20 protein-coding genes are annotated in these 22,181 nt (G+C 63.5%); 16 read left to right on the top strand and 4 right to left on the bottom strand.

The window, feature by feature from the left end:
* Positions 1 to 29 precede the first annotated feature (29 nt).
* Positions 30 to 950: a B12-binding domain-containing protein gene (locus tag ACILRC_RS04160; RefSeq protein ID WP_395668087.1), complete on the bottom strand. Its 921-nt coding sequence runs from the start codon at positions 948 to 950 to the stop codon at positions 30 to 32.
* 281 nt (positions 951 to 1,231) lie between these two features.
* Between ACILRC_RS04160 and bchF the strand changes: the two genes are divergently transcribed.
* The 16 genes from bchF to ACILRC_RS04080 are packed head-to-tail and all read left to right on the top strand — an operon-like array spanning position 1,232 to position 18,918.
* Complete coding sequence (gene bchF / locus ACILRC_RS04155; RefSeq protein WP_395668086.1) at positions 1,232 to 1,780, top strand: 2-vinyl bacteriochlorophyllide hydratase; 549 nt, start codon at positions 1,232 to 1,234, stop codon at positions 1,778 to 1,780.
* Positions 1,781 to 1,785: 5 nt separating this feature from the next.
* A complete protein-coding gene (locus ACILRC_RS04150) occupies positions 1,786 to 3,066 on the top strand; it encodes a ferredoxin:protochlorophyllide reductase (ATP-dependent) subunit N (RefSeq protein ID WP_395668085.1) in 1,281 nt (426 codons plus the stop codon).
* A 22-nt stretch (positions 3,067 to 3,088) separates the two neighbouring features.
* Complete coding sequence (bchB, locus tag ACILRC_RS04145) at positions 3,089 to 4,666, top strand: ferredoxin:protochlorophyllide reductase (ATP-dependent) subunit B (protein ID WP_395668084.1); 1,578 nt, start codon at positions 3,089 to 3,091, stop codon at positions 4,664 to 4,666.
* Entirely contained in the window at positions 4,638 to 8,423 is a 3,786-nt protein-coding gene (locus ACILRC_RS04140; RefSeq protein WP_395668083.1) for a magnesium chelatase subunit H, read from the top strand. The genes bchB and ACILRC_RS04140 overlap by 29 nt, the downstream gene beginning before the upstream one ends.
* On the top strand, positions 8,423 to 9,343 hold the full coding sequence (bchL, locus tag ACILRC_RS04135; RefSeq protein ID WP_395668091.1) for a ferredoxin:protochlorophyllide reductase (ATP-dependent) iron-sulfur ATP-binding protein: 921 nt from the start codon (positions 8,423 to 8,425) through the stop codon (positions 9,341 to 9,343). Before ACILRC_RS04140 ends, bchL begins: the two co-directional genes overlap by 1 nt.
* A gap of 11 nt (positions 9,344 to 9,354) precedes the next feature.
* Complete coding sequence (gene bchM / locus ACILRC_RS04130; RefSeq protein ID WP_395668082.1) at positions 9,355 to 10,053, top strand: magnesium protoporphyrin IX methyltransferase; 699 nt, start codon at positions 9,355 to 9,357, stop codon at positions 10,051 to 10,053.
* Complete coding sequence (locus tag ACILRC_RS04125; protein WP_395668081.1) at positions 10,050 to 11,489, top strand: BCD family MFS transporter; 1,440 nt, start codon at positions 10,050 to 10,052, stop codon at positions 11,487 to 11,489. Before bchM ends, ACILRC_RS04125 begins: the two co-directional genes overlap by 4 nt.
* 21 nt (positions 11,490 to 11,510) lie before the next feature.
* The gene (gene puhA, locus ACILRC_RS04120; protein ID WP_395668080.1) at positions 11,511 to 12,281 is read left to right on the top strand and encodes a photosynthetic reaction center subunit H; all 771 of its coding nucleotides are present in this window, start codon (positions 11,511 to 11,513) and stop codon (positions 12,279 to 12,281) included.
* An 18-nt stretch (positions 12,282 to 12,299) separates the two neighbouring features.
* Complete coding sequence (puhB, locus tag ACILRC_RS04115; RefSeq protein ID WP_395668079.1) at positions 12,300 to 13,004, top strand: photosynthetic complex putative assembly protein PuhB; 705 nt, start codon at positions 12,300 to 12,302, stop codon at positions 13,002 to 13,004.
* Positions 13,001 to 13,474 carry a photosynthetic complex assembly protein PuhC gene (gene puhC, locus ACILRC_RS04110; RefSeq protein WP_395668078.1) on the top strand — a complete coding sequence of 158 codons (474 nt, stop codon included), beginning with the start codon at positions 13,001 to 13,003 and terminating at the stop codon, positions 13,472 to 13,474. The genes puhB and puhC overlap by 4 nt, the downstream gene beginning before the upstream one ends.
* A 25-nt stretch (positions 13,475 to 13,499) precedes the next feature.
* Positions 13,500 to 14,576 carry a magnesium-protoporphyrin IX monomethyl ester (oxidative) cyclase gene (gene acsF / locus ACILRC_RS04105; RefSeq protein ID WP_395668077.1) on the top strand — a complete coding sequence of 359 codons (1,077 nt, stop codon included), beginning with the start codon at positions 13,500 to 13,502 and terminating at the stop codon, positions 14,574 to 14,576.
* A 55-nt stretch (positions 14,577 to 14,631) separates the two neighbouring features.
* Positions 14,632 to 15,525, top strand: coding sequence for a putative photosynthetic complex assembly protein PuhE (puhE, locus tag ACILRC_RS04100; protein WP_395668076.1), 894 nt, complete (start codon positions 14,632 to 14,634; stop codon positions 15,523 to 15,525).
* Positions 15,500 to 17,077 carry a phytoene desaturase gene (locus tag ACILRC_RS04095; protein ID WP_395668075.1) on the top strand — a complete coding sequence of 526 codons (1,578 nt, stop codon included), beginning with the start codon at positions 15,500 to 15,502 and terminating at the stop codon, positions 17,075 to 17,077. Before puhE ends, ACILRC_RS04095 begins: the two co-directional genes overlap by 26 nt.
* Complete coding sequence (locus tag ACILRC_RS04090) at positions 17,058 to 18,227, top strand: phytoene/squalene synthase family protein (protein WP_395668074.1); 1,170 nt, start codon at positions 17,058 to 17,060, stop codon at positions 18,225 to 18,227. The genes ACILRC_RS04095 and ACILRC_RS04090 overlap by 20 nt, the downstream gene beginning before the upstream one ends.
* Positions 18,224 to 18,469, top strand: a complete 246-nt coding sequence (locus tag ACILRC_RS04085) for a hypothetical protein (RefSeq protein WP_395668073.1) — start codon at positions 18,224 to 18,226, stop codon at positions 18,467 to 18,469. Before ACILRC_RS04090 ends, ACILRC_RS04085 begins: the two co-directional genes overlap by 4 nt.
* Positions 18,466 to 18,918, top strand: a complete 453-nt coding sequence (locus ACILRC_RS04080; protein ID WP_395668072.1) for a DUF2269 family protein — start codon at positions 18,466 to 18,468, stop codon at positions 18,916 to 18,918. The genes ACILRC_RS04085 and ACILRC_RS04080 overlap by 4 nt, the downstream gene beginning before the upstream one ends.
* Positions 18,919 to 18,996: 78 nt before the next feature.
* Here ACILRC_RS04080 and ACILRC_RS04075 read toward each other — a convergent pair whose 3' ends face one another.
* From ACILRC_RS04075 to ACILRC_RS04065, 3 genes are read right to left on the bottom strand one after another with little or no spacing between them, the layout of a single operon-like run.
* Positions 18,997 to 19,872 (bottom strand): carotenoid 1,2-hydratase, encoded by an 876-nt coding sequence (locus ACILRC_RS04075; RefSeq protein WP_395668071.1) that lies wholly within the window; start codon positions 19,870 to 19,872, stop codon positions 18,997 to 18,999.
* On the bottom strand, positions 19,869 to 21,470 hold the full coding sequence (gene crtD, locus ACILRC_RS04070; protein WP_395668070.1) for a 1-hydroxycarotenoid 3,4-desaturase CrtD: 1,602 nt from the start codon (positions 21,468 to 21,470) through the stop codon (positions 19,869 to 19,871). The genes ACILRC_RS04075 and crtD overlap by 4 nt, the downstream gene beginning before the upstream one ends.
* Complete coding sequence (locus tag ACILRC_RS04065; RefSeq protein WP_395668069.1) at positions 21,463 to 22,161, bottom strand: spheroidene monooxygenase; 699 nt, start codon at positions 22,159 to 22,161, stop codon at positions 21,463 to 21,465. The genes crtD and ACILRC_RS04065 overlap by 8 nt, the downstream gene beginning before the upstream one ends.
* Between the last annotated feature and the right edge of the window lie 20 nt (positions 22,162 to 22,181).

Below are 22,181 nucleotides of genomic sequence, written 5' to 3'. Positions count from 1 at the left end.
GTGTGGGGCTTTCTGTGGTTCCGCGGTGTTCAGGGGACGTCTTCGCGCGCGGTGACGAAGTTTTCCGCAATCGCCGGGGCGTCACGCCCACTGGAAGCGACCACGTCGGCATTCACCCGTTTGGCGCATTCGGGGTTTGCAGCAAAAACCGGGCCTCCAACCATTATGCCTACTCGACGGTTGAAAGAGACCTTGCGCATCGTACTGACACAGGATATGAGCTGGCCTATGTGCTCCTCAACCGCCAAAGAGAAGCCAATCAAGTCGAAGTGTTGGCTGCGGGCGAGCTGAACCCAAGCCTCCTGGGACTCACCAGGACCACCTGCGACATCCCAGCCGTCGCGCCGAAAAAACTCCGCGACCATGGCAAGCCCGAAGGTGTGCTGTTCGCCCGGTGTTGGCAGCAGCAAAACACGCAGTCCATTGGACGCCTGCTCATCAGGGCGGCTCAGGTCGGCGCTCAGGCGGTGCAGTAGCTGCTGAAGTTTTCCTAGTCCAATGGTGACCTCGGAGAAGTCACACAGGTCATCTTCCCAGAACTGCCCCAGCACCTTGGCTGCTGGCGCCAACAGTTCCATGTACACCGTCTCGATGCTGACGCCGCGCAGACGTATCGACTCAATACAGTTCATCGCCAGAGACTCGTTGGGCGATAACACGAGGCGCGCAAAGGCGTCCACCTCTTGCGATGACACCTTGCCGTGGGCAAAAGGCAGGCTCTCGGCGCATTCCTTGGGGCTGCGGTGCGCCAGCATCAAACGCGGAATGATCTCGTGCTGTATGGCCCGCGTCAGCAGGGCAACGCTCTGGTCGTCGCGCTCTACGCGCACCTTTTTGGTGACTTGGTCATCAAACACCCGGTTGGCCGCAGGACCGTAGCTGTTCCAGTTGTCTGACGCCGCGTCGTCGCCCGGCGGATAGGGTGCGCCGCTTGGCGTGAAGGAACCCATAGTGCTTGTCTCCTCGTTATAGAGTTTTGACGACTGCGTAGGGGCTTCAGTACCTGCCGAAACGTTCTTGCGCTGTCAAACTGGACTTTTACTTACAAAAAGCTCCATCGCTTGCTACCAACAACCAACCATCCCGGCTGGGTTTTACCCTTTAGTTTGCGCAAGGTCAAAGCATTTCCAAGTTCTTAGCGAAAAACTGTACCTAGCTGAAAAATGAATGTCAAATTTATCTTACGTAACAAAAAGTTGACATTCGATTCGATGGGGGCTAAATTGGCCCCATGTCGACAACCCAGCCTTTCTTTGACTTGGCGCAAAGCAATGATGTGAAGCCACGTCATCCGCTCTATACGCCAGAGGAGCGCGCGCGACGTGACGCCAGCGTCTGGACGCTGGTGCAAGGCGTGCTCGCGCCGGTGCAGTTTTTGGTGTTTCTCGTTAGCTTGGGTTTGGTGCTGCGCTACCTGACAACAGGTTCAGGGCTGGAAGCGGCCAACGCGTCGGTGGTAATCAAAACCGCCACGCTTTACACCATCATGGTGACTGGCTGCATCTGGGAAAAAGTGGTGTTTGGCCGCTACCTGTTTGCCCCCGCCTTTTATTGGGAAGACGTGTTCAGCATGCTGGTGCTGGCGCTGCACACGGCCTACCTGTACGCGCTGGCAACCGGCGCATTGGCGCCGCAGCCACTGATGTACTTGGCGCTCCTGGCGTATGCCGCCTATGTCGTTAACGCCACCCAATTCGTGCTCAAGCTGCGCGCCGCCCGGCTGGACTATGCCGCCCAAGTCGAGCGTGCCCGCGCGGGTCCACCGGGGCTGGTGTTATGACGGTCATGGCACCCATTCGCATCGCGCCCGCAAATGGCTGCTCTGACGCACCGGTGCTGCGCGAGCGCGGGCAGCACGAGGTGTTTTGTGGGCTCACCGGCATCATTTGGCTGCACCGCAAGATACAGGATGCGTTTTTCCTGGTGGTGGGTTCGCGCACCTGCGCGCACCTGATCCAGTCGGCAGCAGGTGTGATGATTTTTGCCGAGCCCCGGTTTGCAACCGCCATCATTGATGAGCGTGATCTGGCCGGATTGGCTGACGCCAACGCTGAGCTCGACCGCGTGGTGCAGCAGCTGCTCCAACGCCGCCCCGACATCCGGCTGCTGTTTCTAGTGGGTTCGTGCCCCTCGGAGGTGATCAAGCTGGACCTTGCGCGTGCGGCAGCCCGACTGTCGTCCACGTTTTCGCCATCGGTGCGGGTGCTGAATTACTCCGGCAGCGGCATTGAAACCACCTTCACCCAAGGGGAAGATGCTTGCCTGGCATCTTTGGTTCCGGCCATGCCGCAAGCCTCCTCCACTGCGGAACCTGAGTTGCTGGTGGTAGGCACCTTGGCCGATGTGGTGGAAGACCAGTTCATCCGGCTGTTCGATCAAATGGGCATGCCCCGGGTCAAGTTCTTTCCGCCGCGGCGCGCCAATGCGCTGCCAAGCATCGGTCCCAACACCCAAATCCTGTTGGCCCAACCCTTTTTGGCCGACACCGCCAAGGCTTTGCAAGACCGGGGCGCGCAGCGCATCGCGGCACCTTTCCCTTTGGGCGTCGAGGGCACTGAGCTGTGGCTGCAGGCAGCTGCTACCCGCTTCCATGTGTCTGCCGAGCGCTTTGAGGCCACGGTCGCGCCCGCCCGCCAGCGCGCCACTGCTGCCTTGCAAAGCAAACGTGTTGCGCTGCAAGGAAAGCGCATCTTTTTCTTCCCGGACTCGCAACTCGAAATCCCTCTGGCGCGTTTTCTCTCGCGCGAGCTGGGCATGGTGCTGACCGAGGTTGGCACCCCGTTCTTGCACCGGCACAACATGGCGCAAGAGCTAGCGCTGCTGCCCGCCGGAACCACCCTGTCCGAAGGCCAGGACGTCGAGCGGCAACTGGACCGCTGCCGCGCAGCCCAGCCTGACATCGTGGTGTGTGGCCTAGGCCTGGCCAACCCGCTGGAGGTGGAGGGTATGACCACCAAGTGGGCCATTGAGCTGGTGTTCACGCCCATCCAAGGGTTTGACCAGGCTGCGGACCTGGCAGAGCTTTTCACCCGTCCGCTGGTGCGCCGCATGCGCTTGGCGGCCTGATCGGCATTGGCGGACCCGCAGCATGCAACTTACGCTCTGGACCTACGAAGGCCCGCCCCATGTGGGGGCCATGCGCATCGCCACCGCCATGGAGGACGTGCACTACGTGCTGCACGCCCCCCAGGGCGACACCTACGCCGACTTGCTGTTCACCATGATCGAGCGCTTGCAAAAGCGCCCGCCTGTCACCTACACCACCTTCCAGGCGCGTGACCTGGGTGGCGACACCGCCGAACTGTTCAAGAACGCCGCCCGCCAGGCGTTCGAGCGATTCCAACCCAAAGCGATGTTGGTGGGCGCATCGTGCACCGCCGAGTTGATTCAAGACGACCCCGGCGGTTTGGCCAAGGCCTTGGATCTCCCGGTGCCCGTTGTCGCCTTAGAGCTGCCCGCGTACCAGCGCAAGGAAAACTGGGGCGCCTCGGAGACGCTGTACCAACTGGTGCGCACCTTGGCCCGTCCGGCTGAGCGCGATAGCACGGGCGCTGTGGCCCGCACACCGGGTGCCACGCCACGCTGCAACATCCTGGGCCCCACCGCTTTGGGCTTTCGCCACCGAGACGATGTGCAGGAAATTCGCACCCTGCTGCAGGCCATGGGCATCGAGATCAACGTGGTCGCACCCTTGGGGGCAACGCCCGACGACCTGGCCCGCCTGGGCGACGCGGACTTCAATATAGTTCTCTACCCGGAAGTCGCCAACCTTACTGCGCAGTGGCTGCAGCGCAACTGCCAGCAGCCGTTCACCAAAGTCATACCCATCGGTGTCAAGGCGACGCAGGCCTTTGTGCGCGAGGTCGCAGCACTGGCTGGCGTGGACCCGCAGCCCACCTTGGCCCAGTTCGAACCGCGTGCCCGGTGGTACGCCCAATCGGTCGATTCAACCTACCTCACCCACAAGCGCGTTTTCATTTTTGGCGACGCAACCCATGCGGTGGCGGCTGCCAAAGTGGCCCACGAAGAACTCGGATTTACCGTGGTTGGGCTGGGCACCTACAGCCGAGAGTTCGCGCGCGAGGTGCGCGACGCCGCCAAGCTCTACGGCGTGGAGGCCCTGATCTGCGACGACTACCTCGAGGTCGAAGCCCGCATTGCCGAGTTACAGCCCGAGCTGGTGCTGGGCACGCAGATGGAACGCCACATCGCCAAGCGCCTGCGCGTGCCCTGTGCTGTCATTTCCGCCCCGGTCCACGTGCAAGACTTTCCAGCACGCTACGCCCCGCAGATGGGTTTCGAAGGCGCCAATGTGCTGTTCGACACCTGGGTGCATCCGCTGATGATGGGCCTGGAAGAGCATTTGCTGGGCATGTTCAAGGGCGATGCGGAGTTCCACGAAGATGCCGCGCCCTCGCATTTGGGCGGAGCAGCCATGCAGCAGGCGGCGGCTGCCACCAACGTCGCCATCGCGCACGCAGCAGAGACATCCGCACAGGCGGTGGCCGCCATCTGGCAGGCCGATGCCGAACAAGAACTAAAAAAGATTCCTTTCTTTGTGCGCGGCAAAGCCCGCCGCAACACGGAGCGCTACGCCGCAGAAAAAGGCGTTGCGCAGATCACGATCGAGACACTGTATGACGCAAAAGCCTACTTCAGCCGATAGCCTGGGCGGCGCGCGCGCCATACCGATCCGCGTGGTGATCGTCACCATGGACACCCATTTCGAAAGCGCGGTGGCCCGTGGCCGCAATGCCTTGCTGCGCGATTACCCCGGCCTGTCTATCAGCTTGCACGCAGCAGCGGTGTACGCCGGCAATGATCGCTTGATCGCCCAGTGCTGTGCCGACATTGCCAGTGCCGATATCGTGGTGGTGGGCATGCTGTTTTTGGAGGACCACTTCCTCCCGGTCATCGACGCCCTGCGTGCGCGGCGCGACAGCTGCGACGCCATGATCTGCATGGCCTCTGCGTCCGAGGTCGTCAAGCTCACCCGCATGGGCAACTTCGACATGGACAAGCCCGCCAGCGGCCCCATGGCCTTACTCAAAAAGCTCCGCGGCAACAAGGACAAAAAGGCCACCGGCGGCGCTGCGCAAATGAAGATGCTGCGCCGCCTACCGCAGATGCTGCGCTTCATCCCCGGCACCGCGCAGGATGTACGGGCCTACTTCATCGCCATGCAGTACTGGATGGGTGGCTCGGACGAAAACATCGTCAACATGGTGCGCCATGTGATTGACCGCTGCGCCAGCGCCGAGCGCAAAGGCTTGCGCGGACTGGGCAAAGTGGCGCCGCCCCTCGACTACCCGGAAACCGGTGTTTATCACCCGCGTTTGCCGGGCAAGTACTCTGAGCATGCCCGCGACCTGCCCGCCGCTCAAGTGGGCTCCAAAGGCACCGTGGGCGTGTTGATGCTGCGCTCCTATTTGCTCTCGGGCAACTCACAGCACTACGACGGTGTGATTGCCGCGCTGGAGGTCCGGGGTCTGCGGGTGGTGCCGGCCTTTGCCGCTGGACTGGACTGCCGTCCTGCCATCGATGCGTACTTCATGCAAGACGGCCGCGTGGCGGTGGATGCGGTGGTTTCGCTTACCGGCTTTTCCTTGGTGGGCGGCCCCGCGTACAACGACGCGCAGGCGGCCGAGGAGGTGTTGGCCAAGCTGGACGTGCCCTACGTGGCAGCGCATCCGGTGGAGTTCCAGACGCTGGACCAATGGGGTGCGTCCGAGCGCGGCTTGTTGCCCGTGGAAAGCACCATCATGGTGGCCATCCCCGAGCTCGACGGCGCCACCGGCCCCATCGTGTTTGGTGGGCGCCCGGGTGCGGTGGGCACCAGCTGCACCGGCTGCCACCATCAGTGCACCTTCGTGGCCAGCGAGGCTGCATCCGACATGCGTTCCTGTTTTGAGCGCGCCACCATGCTGGCAGCGCGGGTCAGCAAGCTGGTGGCCCTGAAGCGCGGCGCGCGTGCCCAGCGCAAGGTGGCCATCGTGCTGTTCAACTTTCCGCCCAACGCCGGCAACATTGGCAGCGCCGCCTACCTGTCGGTGTTTGAGTCGCTGATGCACACCCTGGTGGGCATGCAGGCTCAGGGCTACCAGGTCGATCTGCCGCCGAGTGTGGATGCCTTGCGCGATGCCATCTTGCATGGGAATGCTGCGCAGTACGGTGCTGACGCCAATGTGCACACCCTCATTGCCACCGAAGACCACGTCAAGCGCGAGCGCTGGCTGCACGAGATCGAAGCCCAGTGGGGCCCGGCGCCTGGGCGCCAGCTCAGCAACGGCAACGCCATCTTTGTACTTGGAAAGCAGTTTGGCAATGTGCTGGTCAGCGTCCAGCCCGCGTTCGGTTACGAGGGCGACCCGATGCGGCTGCTGTTCGAAAAAGGCCTCACGCCCACGCATGCGTTCTCGGCCTTTTACCGCTACCTGCGCGAAGACTTTGCGGCCCACGCGGTGCTGCATTTCGGCACCCACGGCGCCTTGGAGTTCATGCCAGGCAAGCAAAGCGGCATGGGCGGCAACTGCTGGCCCGACCGGTTGATTGACGACCTGCCCAATGTGTACCTGTACGCATCCAACAACCCCTCCGAAGGCGCGATTGCCAAGCGCCGCTCCGGCGCTACCTTGGTGAGTTACCTCACCCCGCCGGTGGCCCAGGCTGGTTTGTACAAAGGCCTCAATGACCTGAAGGCATCGATTGAGCGCTGGCGCGGTCAAGAGCCTGGTTGCAAAGACCGCAGCGAAACCGCAGCCTTGATCCAATCCCAGGCCGCCGCGCTCCACCTTGCCGACGCCGAGCCACCGTGGGACCTCTCCCACGCAAACCAGGCCGACCTGCGGGTGGCCGACCTCGCGCAGCAGGTGTTAGAGCTTGAATACACCTTGATTCCCCACGGCTTGCATGTCACTGGCAAACCACTGTCGGGAGCGCAGCGGGTCGACATGCTCTTGTCTATGGCCGAGTCCAGCCATGGTGTGCGCCCCGAGCGCAAGGTGGTGCAGGCCTTGGTGGACGGTCACAGCATCGACAGCGCCTTGCGTGCTGGACCGATGAGAGTCACCGAGGAGACGCTGGGCCTGCTGCAGTCCTTGGCCCATGCCAACACGCTGCTGTCGCAAGACACCGAGGTGGCTGCGTTGTTGCATGCGCTGGACGGTGGTTACATCCGGCCCGCACCCGGCGGCGACTTGTTACGTACGCCAGGCGTTTTGCCCACGGGGCGCAACATGCACGGCTTTGATCCGTTTCGCATCCCGAGCGCTTTTGCGGTGCGCGACGGTGCCCGCCATGCCCAAATGCTGCTGGATCGCTTTGTGGCCGATGGCAACCCGCTGCCCGAGTCCATCGCCATGGTGCTGTGGGGCAGTGACAACCTCAAAAACGAGGGTACGCCCATCGGCCAGGCGCTGGCGCTCATGGGCGCGTTGCCGCGCTTTGACAGCTACGGCCGCATTGCCGGTGCGACCTTGATACCGCTGTCCGAGCTGGGCCGTCCGCGGGTCGATGTGGTCATCACGCTCTCGGGCATCTTCCGCGACCTCATGCCCTTGCAAATCAAACTCTTGGCCGAAGCCGCATTTCTGGCTGCGTCGGCCGACGAGCCTGTGGAGATGAACTGGGTGCGCAAGCACGCCCTGGCCTACCAGCAAGAGCACGGCTGCACTTTGGAGACCGCTGCCTTGCGGGTGTACGGCAACGCCGAGGGCGCATACGGCTCCAACGTCAACAACCTGGTCGAGAGCAGCCGCTGGTCGGAAGAAGGCGAACTGGCCGAAACCTACAAGCGCCGCAAAGGCTTTGCCTATGGCCGCTCGGGCCGCGCGGTGCAGCACACCGCCATGTTGCAAAGCGCGCTGACCGATGTGCAGCTGACTTACCAAAACCTCGACTCGGTGGAGCTGGGTGTGACCACGGTGGACAACTATTTCGACACCTTGGGCGGCATCACCCAGGCGGTCAAGGCGGCCAAGGGCGGCAAGACGCCACCGGTCTACATCGGCGACCAGACCATGGGCGACGCCTCGGTGCGCTCGCTCAAAGAGCAAGTTGCGCTAGAGACCCGCACCCGCATGCTCAACCCCAAGTGGTTCGAGGGCATGCTGGAGCATGGTTACGAAGGCGTGCGCCAGATCGAGGTGCACATCACCAACACCATGGGCTGGTCGGCCACCACTGGCCAGGTGCAGCCCTGGGTGTACCAGCAGCTCACCGAGACCTTCATGCTGGACCCCGCCATGCGCGAGCGTCTGGCCAAGCTCAATCCCACCGCTTCGGCCCGCGTGGCCAACCGGCTGATTGAAGCCTCCGACCGCAATTTCTGGCAGCCCGATGCGGCCACGCTAGACGCCCTTCGCCACGCTGGCGAAGAACTGGAAGATCGCCTTGAAGGCGTGTTTGAGGGAGCCTCCGTATGATGGTCGAAACCTTGCCCTTTCCCTCGGTCAAAACCAAGACCCTGGCCGAGCGCGCCCGCCTGGACGGGGAGGGCAGCGTGCAAGTGCAGCTCGACCCGAATGTGAAGATTGGCACCGCCAAAGTCTTTGCCATCTATGGCAAGGGCGGCATTGGCAAAAGCACCACCTCCAGCAACCTGTCGGCGGCGTTTTCCAAGATGGGCAAGCGGGTGCTGCAAATTGGCTGCGACCCCAAGCACGACAGCACTTTTACGCTGACCAAAAAAATGCTGCCCACCGTCATCGACGTGCTCGAGACCGTGGACTTCCACGCCGAAGAACTCCGGGTCGAGGACTTTGTGTTTCCTGGCTACAACGGCGTCATGTGCGTGGAGGCCGGTGGCCCGCCCGCTGGCACCGGCTGTGGCGGTTACGTGGTCGGCCAGACGGTGAAGCTGCTCAAAGAGCACCACCTGCTGGAAGACACCGATGTGGTGATTTTTGATGTGCTGGGCGATGTGGTGTGCGGTGGTTTTGCTGCACCGCTGCAACATGCCGACCGCGCGATGATCGTCACCGCCAACGACTTTGACTCCATCTTCGCGATGAACCGCATCGTCCAAGCCATTGGCGCTAAGGCCAAAAACTACAACGTGCGCCTGGGCGGCGTCATCGCCAACCGCAGTGCGGCCACCGACCAGATCGACAAGTACAACGCCAAGATCGGCCTCAAGCTGGCCGCGCATTTCCCCGACCTGGACGTCATCCGCCGCAGCCGCCTCAAAAAATCCACGCTGTTCGAGATGGAGGCATCGCCCGAGCTGGAAGCGGTGCAAAAGGAATACATGCGGCTGGCTGCGGCACTGTGGGTAGGCGGCGAGCCGTACACCGCAGTGCCCATGAAAGACCGCGATATTTTTGATTTGCTCGGTTTTGATTGAGCACCCAAAGCATGGCTGACATGACCTATGAACAGCGGCGCGGCCAGATCGAAGACTACTTCGATCGCACCGCCGTGGCCGCTTGGGAAAAGCTAACGTCGGATGCGCCGGTGGGCCGCATCCGCGCCAGCGTGCGCGCCGGTCGCGACCAAATGCGCAACACCCTGCTGTCGTGGCTGCCCGCCGACCTGAGCGGCAAGCGCGTGCTCGATGCAGGCTGTGGCACCGGAGCATTTGCGGTGGAGGCAGCACGCCGTGGCGCCGAGGTGGTGGCCATCGACCTCTCCCCCACTTTGGTCAACCTCGCCCGCCAGCGCCTGCCGGCCGATCTTGCGGGCCGCATCGACTTCCAAAGCGGTGACATGCTCTCGCCCGCATTGGGCGAGTTTGACCATGTGGTGGCCATGGACTCGGTCATCCACTACAGCCCAGAAGACGCGGTGGGCGCACTGGCCCAGTTGGCGCAACGCACCTCCGGTTCCATGGTGTTTACCTTTGCGCCCCGGACGCCCTTTTTGGCGGCCATGATTACCGTGGGTCGCTGGTTGCCGCGCAAAGACCGCGCGCCTTGGCTGGAGCCCATGGCAGCCGAGAAGATCATCAGTTTGATGCAAGACCATGCCGCCCTGCGCGCTTGGTCGGCCCAGCGCACCCAGCGGGTGTCGAGTGGCTTCTACAAATCGCAGGCTCTGGAGCTGGTGCGCGCATGAGAGCCAAAACCTTCAGCAAGTTCGCCCGCAGCCTGCCTTCGAGCTGGCTGCCGTTTGCGGACGTGGCCAGTCCCGGCTTGCCGCTGTCGCGCTTGATGCGGCTGTCCTTGTTCAAGGTCACCATGGGCATGACCACGGCCTTGCTGATCGGCACCCTCAATCGGGTCATGATTGTGGAGTTGGGTGTCTCGGCGTGGCTGGTGTCCCTGATGCTGGCGCTGCCCTTGCTGGTTGCGCCGTTTCGCGCCGTCACTGGATACCACTCCGATACGCACCGCTCGGCTTTTGGCTGGCGCCGGGTGCCCTATATGTGGGGCGGCACGTTGATTCAGTTTTTCGGTCTGGCGGTGATGCCGTTTGCGCTTTTGGTGTTGTCGGGCCAGGGCCAAGTGCAGGTGCCCGCGTGGGTGGGGCAGGGCGCGGCTGCGATTGCGTTCCTGATGGTCGGTGCCGGTTTGCAAACCTCGCAGACCGCAGGACTTGCCCTCGCCACCGACCAAGCCAGCCCCGACACCCGGCCCCGCGTGGTGGCCCTGCTGTACGTGATGCTGCTTGCCGGTGCCGTTGGTGGAAGCTTGGCCTTTAGTTTGCTGCTCTCCAACTTCAGCCCTGAGCGTTTGATTCAGGTAATCCAGGGCTTCGCAGTCGTGGTGTTGTTGCTCAATGCAGCCGCCCTATGGAAGCAAGAGCCGCGCGATCCCCAACGCGTGGCCGCGCTCAAGTCGCAGGTGACGCCGCCCTTCAAAGAGGTGTGGGCCCAGTTCATTCGCGCACCGCACGCCCGCCGCTTTTTGTGGGCCACCGCCTTGGGCACCATGGCCTTCAACATGCAAGATATCGTGCTGGAACCCTATGGCGGTGAAATCCTGCATCTGAGCGTGGGTGCCACCAGCGCGCTGACTGCCATGCTGGCCGGTGGCGGTCTGCTGGGCTTCATGTTGGCGGGCTACAAGTTGGAGCGAGGCGTGGATCCCTTGCGGCTGGCGGCCTACGGCGCGCTGGCTGGCTTGCCCGCATTTTCGGCAGTGATTTTTTCGGCGCCCCTGGATGCGGGCTGGCTGTTCCGCGCGGGTGCTTTGGGCATTGGCTTTGGCGGCGGCTTGTTCGCGGTGGGCACCCTGTTTGCGGCCATGCGCATGGAAGGCGGCGGCTTCGTCGGCCTGGCGCTGGGTGCCTGGGGTGCGGTGCAATCCACCGCCGCCGGCTTGGCCATGTTTTCTGGCGGTGCACTGCGCGATGCAGTCACCGGCCTGACCGCCGGCGGTGCCATGGGCACTGCACTGGCGGCACCTTTTACCGGCTACAGCGTGGTCTACCACGTGGAGATGCTGTTGTTGTTTGTCACCCTGGTTGCGATTGGACCCTTGGTTCAGCGCAACACCGCCAAGGCGCGCCGTGCGCCGTCCGAGTTCGGTCTGGCCGAGCTGACCCGCTAGTTGAATCCAAGGAGAAGAGCCATGCAAACTGTAGGAACCATCACCGCGTACATCGACCTCGCACAGATCGTGCTGTATATGTTCTGGCTATTTTTTGCCGGTCTGATTTATTACCTCGTGCGAGAGAACCACCGCGAGGGCTACCCCGTCGAGTCCAGCAGCAACGGCCGCGCAGTGGTTAAGGGCTGGCCCATTCCCGAGCCCAAGACCTTCAAGCTCGCCGACGGCAAGAGCGTCACCGTGCCCGACCTGCACCGTGGCGAGCCGCCGCTGGGTGGCGTGCCAACCAACCCGTCGTCAGGCGCACCGCTGGAGCCAAAAGGCAATGCGATGCTGGACGCGGTGGGCCCAGGTGCTTACACCATGCGCGAAGACGTGGCCGAGCTGACCACCCATGGTGAGCCGCTGATCCGCCCCTTGCGTTTGGTGAGTGACTACAGCGTTGCGCCCCAAGATGTGGATCCGCGCGGCCTGCCGGTGGTAGGCGGCGATGGCAAACAGGGCGGCATCGTCAAGGACCTGTGGCTGGACTCGGCCGAAATGATGTTTCGCTACCTGGAAGTGGAAACCCAGGGCGCCGACGGCACACGCCGGGTTTTGCTGCCCATTCCCTTTGCGCGCATCCGCCGCAACCAGGTGGAAGTCCACGCCATCTACGGCATGCACTTTGCCCATGTGCCTGCCACCCGCAGCCCGGACCAGGTCACCAAGCTCGAAGAAGAAAAAATCAGCGCTTACTACGGCGGCGGCACCCTGTATGCCGACCCGGCCCGCAGCGAGCCGCTCATCTAAGCCATAGCGGAGCACACCATGGCCATCGAGAACCACGGACACGAGCACGAGTTTGAGCCCCAGTTTGGCCTGCCCGAGCGCCTGCCTGCCAACGAGCGCATCGTTTGGCAGGCCTCGCCCGACGTGGGTTTGCTGGCGCGCGAAGCCTTTCACATCCGCAAACTCGCGCTGTACTTTGCGCTGTTGATGGTGGTTCGTATCACGCCCGAAGTGATGGCAGGTGCCGGCGCCTTGCAGCTGGCGCTGGCACTCAAGTGGTTGTTCCCCATTGCGCTGCTGGGCCTGGCCATTGCCTGGACCCTGGCGTGGCTGAGCGCGCGCACCACCGTTTACACCGTCACTAACAAACGGGTGGTCATGCGCCTGGGCATTGTGCTGACCGTGACCTTCAACCTTCCGCTGACCAAAATCGCCAGCGCAGACATGCGCCAACACCATGGTGACTTTGGTGACATCACCTTGGCGCTCGCAGGAACCGATCACATTGGCTGGGTGCACCTGTGGCCCAGCGCGCGGCCCTGGCGCTTCGCCCGGTCTGAACCCATGCTGCGGTGCATTTCGCATGCGCAAGAGCGTGCTGCCCAGTTGAGTGAAGTGTGGTCGGCGGCCACCGGTGTGGCCCTGGCAGCATCCGCGGCCACTGCACACACCGCCAAAGATGTGCGTCCGCCACAACCCTTGCCCGCAAGCCGCGCGCGCGAACTGCAAGCGAGTCCCACATGAATGCGCAGGCACAAGCCCGCGCCTGGTCACCCGATAGCTTTCCGCGCTGGGTCCTGTTCTGCGCCGGTGGCTTGATCGCTTTTTCCCTGGTTTCGGTCGGCTTGGTGCGCATCACCGGCAACGGGCCGGACCAGCGCAAGGCGGCAAGCACCGTGGAGCGCTCCCTGCGGTTTGAAGACCGCACCGATGGTGGCGTCTCGGTCATTGACGGGGCCAATGGCGCCGTGTTGACGGTGCTGCACGGTGAGCAGGGTTTCGTACGCGGCACGCTGCGTGCGTTAACCCGGGAGCGCTATGCGCGCGGCATCGGGGCGGAGCAACCCTTTACGCTGGTGGCCCGCACCGATGGCGGCGTCACCCTGTACGACCCGGCCACGCGCCAAAAGGTGGACCTGGATTCATTTGGCCCCAGTAACGTGGCCGAGTTTTCGCGCTTTCTGGCCATGTCAGCCGAAGCCGCATCGCCCTGATTGACCGTAGTACCCGGAGAACTTCATGCAAGCCGCACCCACCATCGCCAGTGCCGAAGAAGCGTCCAGCAAAGCCCGTGAGAGCACCCTGCTGAGCCCGCGCTTTTACACCACCGATTTCAAGGCCATGGACCGGCTCGATATGTCGCCTGTGCGCAAGGAGTGGGACGCCATGATGGCGGAGTACGAGGGCGACAACAACCACGACCATTTCCAGCGCACGCCTGAGTTCGCGCAAGAGGTAGCCGAGCGTTTCTCGCAGGTCAGCCCCGAAATGCGCAAGGAGTTCATGGAGTTTTTGATCTCTTCGCTCACGTCCGAGTTCTCAGGCTGCATCCTGTACAACGAGATTTTCAAGAACGTCGAGAACCCCGACATCAAGCAGCTGATGCGCTACATGGCCCGCGACGAGTCGCGCCACGCCAGCTTCATCAACCAGTCGCTCAAAGACTTTGGGCTGGGCATTGACCTGGGCAGCCTCAAGCGCACCAAGGCCTACACCTACTTCAAGCCCAAGTACATTTTTTACGCCACCTACCTGTCCGAAAAGATTGGTTACGCCCGCTACATCACCATCTTCCGCCAGCTTGAAAAGCACCCGGAGAAGCGCTTCCACCCGATCTTCAAATGGTTCGAGCGCTGGTGCAACGACGAGTTCCGCCATGGCGAGTCCTTTGCCATCATCATGCGCGCCAATCCGCACCTGCTGCGCGGCGGCAACTTGTTGTGGGTGCGTTTCTTCCTGCTGGCGGTGTACGCCACCATGTACGTGCGTGACCACACCCGTCCTATGTTGCACCACGAAATGGGTCTGGACTCCACCACCTACGACTACACCGTGTTTCGCATCACCAACGAAATCACCCGCCAAGTGTTCCCGATCATGCTCGACATCGATGCTCCCGCCTTTCGCGCCGGCATGTCGCGCTTGTTTCACATTCAGACCCAAATGGACGCGGCCAAGGCGCGCGGTGGTTTGCTGGGGACGGTGCAGCGTGGCTGGTGGGCGGTCGCCGGGCTTGCCTGCTTTGTACGCCTCTACACCCTGCCCGTGCTGCGCAACGAGTTGCCAGACGATGTGCGTGTGGCGCCGGCTTGGTAGGCGCACACACGCCACCCCTTGGCACTAAGGCACGCCCCCACCTGATTGCGCCCGCATGACCCACACCGCGCTGGCTGTCTTGTTTGCCATCTTCATTTGGTGGTTTAGCACCGGCATCGTTTTGCTGCTGAACCACATGTCGCGCAGCGCCGTTGCGGCCAGTCTGTTGCTTTCCTCCTTGCTCGGTCTGGCGGCGCTGGTGGGCTTGGCCCACACCGCAGAACAGACCAGTGTGGCAGGTGCGTATTGCGCATTCACTTGTGCGTTGCTCGTGTGGGGGTGGAACGAGCTGAGCTTTCTAACCGGCTGGATCACTGGTCCGCGCACCGCGGCCTTGCCAGAAGGTAGTACCGGTTGGCCGCGTTTTGTAGAGTCGTTCCGTGCGGTGCAGTGGCACGAGCTGGGCATCTTGCTCATCGGTGTGGCGATCGTGGCCATCACTTGGGATGCGCCCAACCAGGTGGGCACCGGAACGTATTTGGTGCTGTGGGTCATGCGAACCAGTGCCAAGCTCAATCTGTTTTTGGGTGTGCGCAACCTCAGCGAAGCATTTCTGCCACCCCACCTGACCTACTTGCAAAGTTTCTTTCGCCGCCGTGCGATGAACTGGTTTTTCCCCCCGGCCGTGGGCGCTGCAAGCACCTACCTGGCGGTGTTGGTCCTGCAGGCCCAATCGGCTGGCAGCGTGGCGCAAGCAGTGGGCTATACCCTGTTGGCCACCTTGTTGGCGCTGGCGGTTGTGGAGCACCTGTTGTTGGTGCTGCCGCTGGACACCACCGCGCTGTGGCGCTGGGCCATTCGCCAGCGTGCGCCGCAGACTCCGGTAGTGACTAGCGCACTAGACAGCGCAACACAACGCAGCAACCCGGCGGCATTTTCCGCAGCCAAGCCCCCGCTTGTGGGTAGCGACAACCTGGACGCCCATGACACACTATTTCAAATCCGTTGACGGGATGACCAGCGGCGGCGGTGGTGGCCCATTGGGTGGCGCAGCGGTGACCAACGCGCCGCTGGCGACGGTGATTGGCAGCGGCTTTGGCGGCTTGGCAGCCGCCATCCGGCTCGCGTGCAAAGGCTGGCGTGTGCAGGTGTTAGAGAAGCTCGACGCGCCTGGCGGGCGGGCTTATGTATGGCGCCAGGACGGTTTCACCTTTGACGCCGGTCCCACCATCATCACTGCGCCTTTCATGCTGGATGAGTTGTGGGCGCTAGCGGGCAAACGCTTTGCCGATGATGTGGAGCTGCGCCTGATGGAGCCCTACTACCGCATCCGCTTTGATGACGGCACCTGGTTCGACTACAGCGGTGACGCCGAGCGCATGCGCGACGAGGTCGCGCGCTTTTGCCCAGAAGACCTGCCGCAGTACGAGCGTTTTTTGGTTGAGGCCGACAAGTGCTACAAGCTCGGCTTTGAGGAGCTGGGCAGCATCCCCTACAACACCGTAGGCGACCTGCTCGGCGCGGTACCCAATATGGTTCGGATGAAGGGTTGGCGCAGCATTTATCGCATGGCCTGCGGCTACTTCAGCAACCCCAAGCTGCGCATCGTGATGAGCTTTCATCCGCTGCTCATCGGCGGCAACCCGATGTCGGTGACCTGCATCTACAGCCTCATCAACACGCTGGAAAGGCGCTTTGGCGTGCACTGGGCGATGGGCGGCACCGGCGCCATTATTTCGGCGATGGTCAAGTTACTGGAAAGCCTGGGCGGCAGCATCCGCTACAACGCCCAGGTAGCGCGCATCAATGTGCAGCCCCAGGCCAACGGCCGCGGAGAGGCTACCGGCGTCACCTTGCAAAGCGGCGAGCAGCTGGCATCCGACATCGTGGTGTCCAACGCCGACACGCTGTGGACCTATAAAAACTTGGTTGAGCCGCAGTACCGCAAGCGCTGGACCAACAAGCGCATTGAGGGCAGCCGCCATTCGATGAGCCTGTTCGTTTGGTACTTCGGCACCAACAAGCAGTACCACGATGTGCCGCACCACATGATGGTGCTGGGCCCGCGCTACCAGGGCCTGCTGCGCGACATCTTCAAGCGCCACATCGTCCCCGAAGATTTCAGTCTGTACTTGCACCGGCCCACCGCCACCGATGCGTCAATGGCGCCCGCAGGCTGCGATGCGTTCTATGTGCTCAGCCCCGTCTCGCACCTGGACAGCGGCACCGATTGGACGGTGAAGGCCGAGTCCTACCGGTCGGCCATTGCCGAGGCGTTGGAACGCACCGTGTTGCCTGCCTTGCAGCAGCACATCGTGACCTCGCGCGTGACCACGCCGCTCGATTTTCAGGACCGTCTGCTGTCCTACAAAGGCGCGGCCTTCGGCATGGAGCCCTTGCTCTTGCAAAGCGCGTGGTTTCGCCCGCACAACCGAAGCGAAGATGTGGATCGCCTGTACATGGTGGGTGCAGGCACCCACCCCGGTGCTGGCGTGCCCGGTGTGTTGATGTCTGCAAAAACACTCGAGATGGTGGTGCCGCATGTCGCAACCTTCGCCTGAGCTACCCCGGCCTGCAGGGCCGCTGCGAGTTCAGCCTGCAGCGTCGCTGGCACCCCAGCCCGAACCTTTGGTGCCATTGGCGCAACCGGATGCTGCCCCACCACCCGATCTGCACTACGACTTGGCGGCGTGCCGTGAGTTGATGCGCGGCGGCTCCAAAAGCTTCTTTGCCGCCTCGCGGCTGCTGCCGGTGCGCCTGCGCGCACCCGCCACCGCGCTGTACGCCTTTTGCCGCTTGGCCGATGACGCGATTGACTTGGGCGCCGACCCCCATGCCGCCATGCGCGACCTGCAGCAGCGGCTGGACGCAATCTACACAGGTCGCCCGGGCAGCGTGGACGCAGACCGCGCCCTGGCCCAGGTGGTGCACCGCTACGGCATCCCGCGCGCCTTGCTCGATGCCCTGCTCGATGGCTTTGTGTGGGACGCACAGGGCCGCCGTTACGACACCTTGGAGGACTTGGAGTGTTATGGTGCGCGCGTGGCGGGCACCGTGGGCGCCATGATGGCGCTCATCATGGGCACCCAAGACGCCACTGCGCTGGCGCGCGCCTGCGAGTTGGGCGTGGCCATGCAGCTCACCAATATCGCGCGCGACATTGGTGAAGACGCAAAAAACGGCCGCTTGTACATTCCGCGCGCTTGGTTTCGTGACCTCGGCCTGGACGCCGATCGCTGGTTGGCGGCCCCCCAGTTTGACGAACGCGTTGCCTGTTTCACTCGGCGCTTGCTGGAGCGGGCCGATGTGCTCTACCAGCGTGGTGAAGCGGGCATCTCGTCCCTGCCCTGGGACTGCCGGCCGGCCATCCAGGCCGCCCGTTTGGTATACGCCGAAATCGGCAAACAGCTGATCCGCGATGGTCTGAATTCCGTCAACCAACGCACTGTGGTGTCCAAGCGGCGCAAGCTGGTACTGATTGCGCGGGCTACGGCGGTGGTCGTCAACCCGCCACACTCTTTGCCGCGCAGTTTGGCGCCGCTGCCAGCGATTGCGTTCTTGGTGGATGCGGTGGCCGACGCCCACGGCGTCGCAGGAGCGCATGGGTCGTGGCGGGTGCCGCAGCGCAGTTTCGATGAGCGTGTCGAGTGGATGGTGGACTTGTTTGGCCGCCTGGAAAAGCAGCAACGCGTGCCACGCCAAATCCCATGAAGCTGCTCGAAGCCTTGGCGCTGTTGGTGGCGCTCGGTCTGTTTGTCTGGTGGCAGTTGCGCGACTTGCGCATCGCAAAGGAGCAGACCAAAAAGCAGCGTGAGCGCGAAGCCGCAGCCGCAACCCAAGCGCAAGAAAGCGCTGCAGACGGCACCCACGACCGCACCGAAAACCACGTCACGCAGCAGGGTGGCCACCAGTCTAGCGAACGCGCCGCACCGGACACGAGGCCACTGCGATGAGCGCCCACCTGAAAATCATCCATCTGTTGTGTGCCTGCCTGTTCCTGGGCAATGTCATCGTCAGCGGCGTGTGGGCGGCCATGGCCGAGCGCACCGGGCGGCACGACATCATCAAGTTCAGCAACCGCATGGTGCTGATCACCGACTGCCTGTTCACCGCCACTGGCGCCATCGGCGTGGTGGTGACTGGGCATTTGATGGCCCAGCGCTTCGGTGGTGACACGGCGCACGGCTGGCTCACCTGGTCGTACATGCTGTTTGGCTTCTCGGGCCTGATCTGGGCGCTGGTGCTGGTGCCTATCCAGCTCAAGCAGCGCGCCTTGCTCAACCGCTTTGACCACATCACCGCCGACTACCTGCGGCTCTCCAAGGTCTGGCAAATCTCGGGCGCGGTGGCCACCATCGTGCCGCTGCCCATCGTCTACCTGATGGTGACCAAAGCGGCCTGAGTGCTGCGCCCCATACAGTGTTTCCGCAGCGCTTGGTTCAGCGGGCCCTGACCGTTGAGCCCTTCGTCCGCTTGGCGCTTACGCCCGGCGCGGCATGCGCCAGGGCAGCATCAGGCGCACCGGCAGCGAGGCCACGCGGTGCACATCCAGCGTTTCATGTACCGAGGTAATGCGCTCGCCCAGCAGATCCGACTGCAGTACCGAACGCACATAAAACGGGGTGTCTTCCAGCGTTTGCACCAACTGGGGCGCGCTGCTGGGGTCGCAGCGTTGGGCGCGCGGCACCAGCCATTTGGAGCGCGGCAGTTGCTGGCGCGCCGGGGCCTCGAATGCGGTGGCGATGCCACTGGGCGCAAAGCGCTGCGCCACCACCCGTTCGGGCCCGTGCAGCGGGCGCACGTCGTACACCACGGTGGTGTCGCCGTTACGCATGACGGCGCGCGACCAATCCCAGTCGGCGAATGCGCGCTCCACCGGCTCGTCGCCTTCATTCGAATCCAGGTAGGCGTGGCCGCTCCAATGGGCGTTGGGTTGCTGCATTTCCACTTGCACCCGCGAGCACGGCCCAATGGGCCCCCAGCGGTGCTTTGCGTCGGCGTCCAGCCCAGTCACAAATCGGCTCAGGCCTTGGGGCGTGACCGTCACGCGGCCGCGTACCCGCATCGGGATCGGCACGTTGACCTCGTCGATGTCGATGACCAGCGACTGCCCGGTCCAGCGCACTTGGCTGGGGCCCACCACAAAGCGCGCGGCACTGCGTTGCATTTGGGCGCGGCCGCGCTCGGTCATGGTCCAACGCCGCCCGGCTTGGCCGTACAGCGCTACGTTGATGGCGCAAAAGTTTTCGGGGTCAGCCACGCCGCCTTGTCGCGCGCGCGCCAGCGCGTAGTAAGGCGAAAACACGCTGCCCACAAACGCGATGATGGACAGGCCGTTTTGGCCGTCGTCGCTCAATGCGTCGACATACCACCAGAGATAACCACCCGGCGTGACGGGCTGGTCGAATCGAGGTTCGCCATCAGCGTTTCTGCCGCCAACCGTCCCGACATCGCTGCCATCGGCACGCCCGGACCGGGGTGCACGCTGCCCCCCGTCAGGTACAGCCCTGGCAACTTGCTGCGTGAGCCCGGCCGCTGGAAGGCTGCCATCCAGCCGTGGGTGGCCTGGCCGTAGAGCGCTCCCCCCGTTGCCGGGAACAGCTGGTGAAACTGGCGCGGTGTGGTCAGCGCCACCTGGTGCGGCTGGGCCTGCAGCGTCAAGCCACACTGCTGCAGCAGCGCCAGGCTTCGGTTGTGGCATGGTTGGGTCTCCGATGCATCAAAAGGGTGGGTGTCGCCATCCGCCGGCGCATTCACCAGGCAGAGCAGCCGCTCAGGCCCGCCGGGGTCGGTGGCGTCATCGTTGCGGTCTTGGGCACAAACATACACGGTACCGCGCTGGGGCAATCGGCGGCGTTGGAAGATGTCGTCAAACTCGCTGGCGTAGTCGCCATCAAAGAACACGTTGTGGCGCACCAGGGGAAAGCCGCTGGCGCGGGCACGCATCGACCAGGTCAAGGCCGAGAGCGAGCGTTTGGAACGCGGCACCGGATCGGTGGCGACTTGCGCGTGCGAACCCAACAGTCCCGTGGCAAGCGCATTGCAGTCGCCATTGAACACCACGGACGGTGCCTCCAGCCGCTCGCCGTTGGCCAAGAGCACGCCACGCGCCTGCCCGTCCTGGACCACAATTTCTTGGCAGGCGGTTCCGTACCGAAACTGCACGCCTTGGCTGGCGGCGAACTTCGCCAGCGCCAAGGCCACTGCGTGCATGCCACCTTGCACCGACCACACACCGTCTTGCTCGACTTGTGCCACCAGCATCAAGGTTGCTGGTGCCGACCAGGGCGACGCGCCGCAGTAGGTGGCGTAGCGGCCAAAAAGCTGCTGCAGGCGGGGGTCGTGGAAATGCCGGGCCAAGGCGCCCCACAGCGAGGCAAACGGCCCCAGACCGGCCAGCACGCCCAGCCCGCGAGGACCCAGGTCCTGCACCATGCTCCACAGCGAGGGCCGTTGCGAACGGATGTAGGGGCCCTCCAGGGTTTGGTAGAGCGCCCGGGTTTGCTGGCAAAACCCGAGAAAGCGGCGCGCCTCCTGTGGCCCGCTGAAAGCGGCAATCGCATCGGCGGAGCGCTGTGCGTCGGCAAAGATATCAAGGTGCCCTGGCGTACCACGCCAGGCGTGCCGCGCCAGCACATGGATCGGTTCGAGCACCAGCAGTTCGTCCAGCGAGGTGCCCATGGGGTTGAGCATCTGGTCGAACACCCAGCGCATGGTGAACACCGTGGGACCGGAGTCGATGCCTGCACCGTCCACCATGATCTGGCGCATTTTTCCGCCTGGCACATCGGCGGCTTCCACCACCGTGACGTCCAGCCCGCGGTGGGCCAAGACGAGGGCGCTGACCAGGCCGCCAATGCCGGCGCCCACCACCACCACTCGATGGCGGGTGCTGGGGCCATGCCCTTGTCGCACGCTGGCGCCACGCAGGGAGTGCGGTGGCGCCTCAGCCATAGTGGCGGCCCTTCCAAGTGCCGGTGATGCGCAGTGGCACAAAGCGCGCGAACATGGACTCCGAGAAGAACTGCTGCCGCGCAGCCGCTTCAATCGCCTTGCGGTGCGCGCCGCCACGCGCATAGGCGTCCATGGCTGCCACGCTGTCCCACACGCTGAAGGTGGCCTGGCGCAGAAATGGCGCTTCGCCCAAACCGACCGCCAGTTGCACGCCGGGAGCGGCCTCTAATGCAGTTTGTGCGGCCGGCGCGTAACTCCAAAAGGAAGGGGCTTTGCGCAAGGCGATGGAGGCGCGGGTGAGTGCGGCCACCGGCCCATCGACCGGAGCTGTAGCCGACAGCGACAGTGCGGTGCCGTCCCAGGCACCGCGACAGGACCAGGTGCGCAACATGGCGATGCACATTTCGTTGCAGCGCTGGCGGTAGGTGGCCGCCAGTTCGGAGTGCGCTACGAATTCCTCGGCCGCGCGCAGGTTGCTAAACACCGCGAACAGGCCTTGGCGACTGCCGCTGGGGCGCAGACCGAACCCACCCTCGTAGCCGCTGCCCAGCAACTTGGCGAAACGCAAACACGGTACACCACGCAGTAGCCTAGGGCCGATCACGATGCGCGACCAGCCCCACAGTTTGGACGATGGAACGATGTCCGCCAGCAGCAGCACGGCTACTTCGTCGGACAGTGCCTCCTGCATGGCGAATGGGATGTCATGTC

Source organism: Rhodoferax sp. (assembly GCF_044236835.1).
In the GTDB taxonomy this organism is placed as follows: domain Bacteria; phylum Pseudomonadota; class Gammaproteobacteria; order Burkholderiales; family Burkholderiaceae_C; genus Allorhodoferax.
The sequence above is the reverse complement of the archived record's forward strand: the minus strand, read 5'-3'. Positions and strand labels throughout refer to the sequence as shown.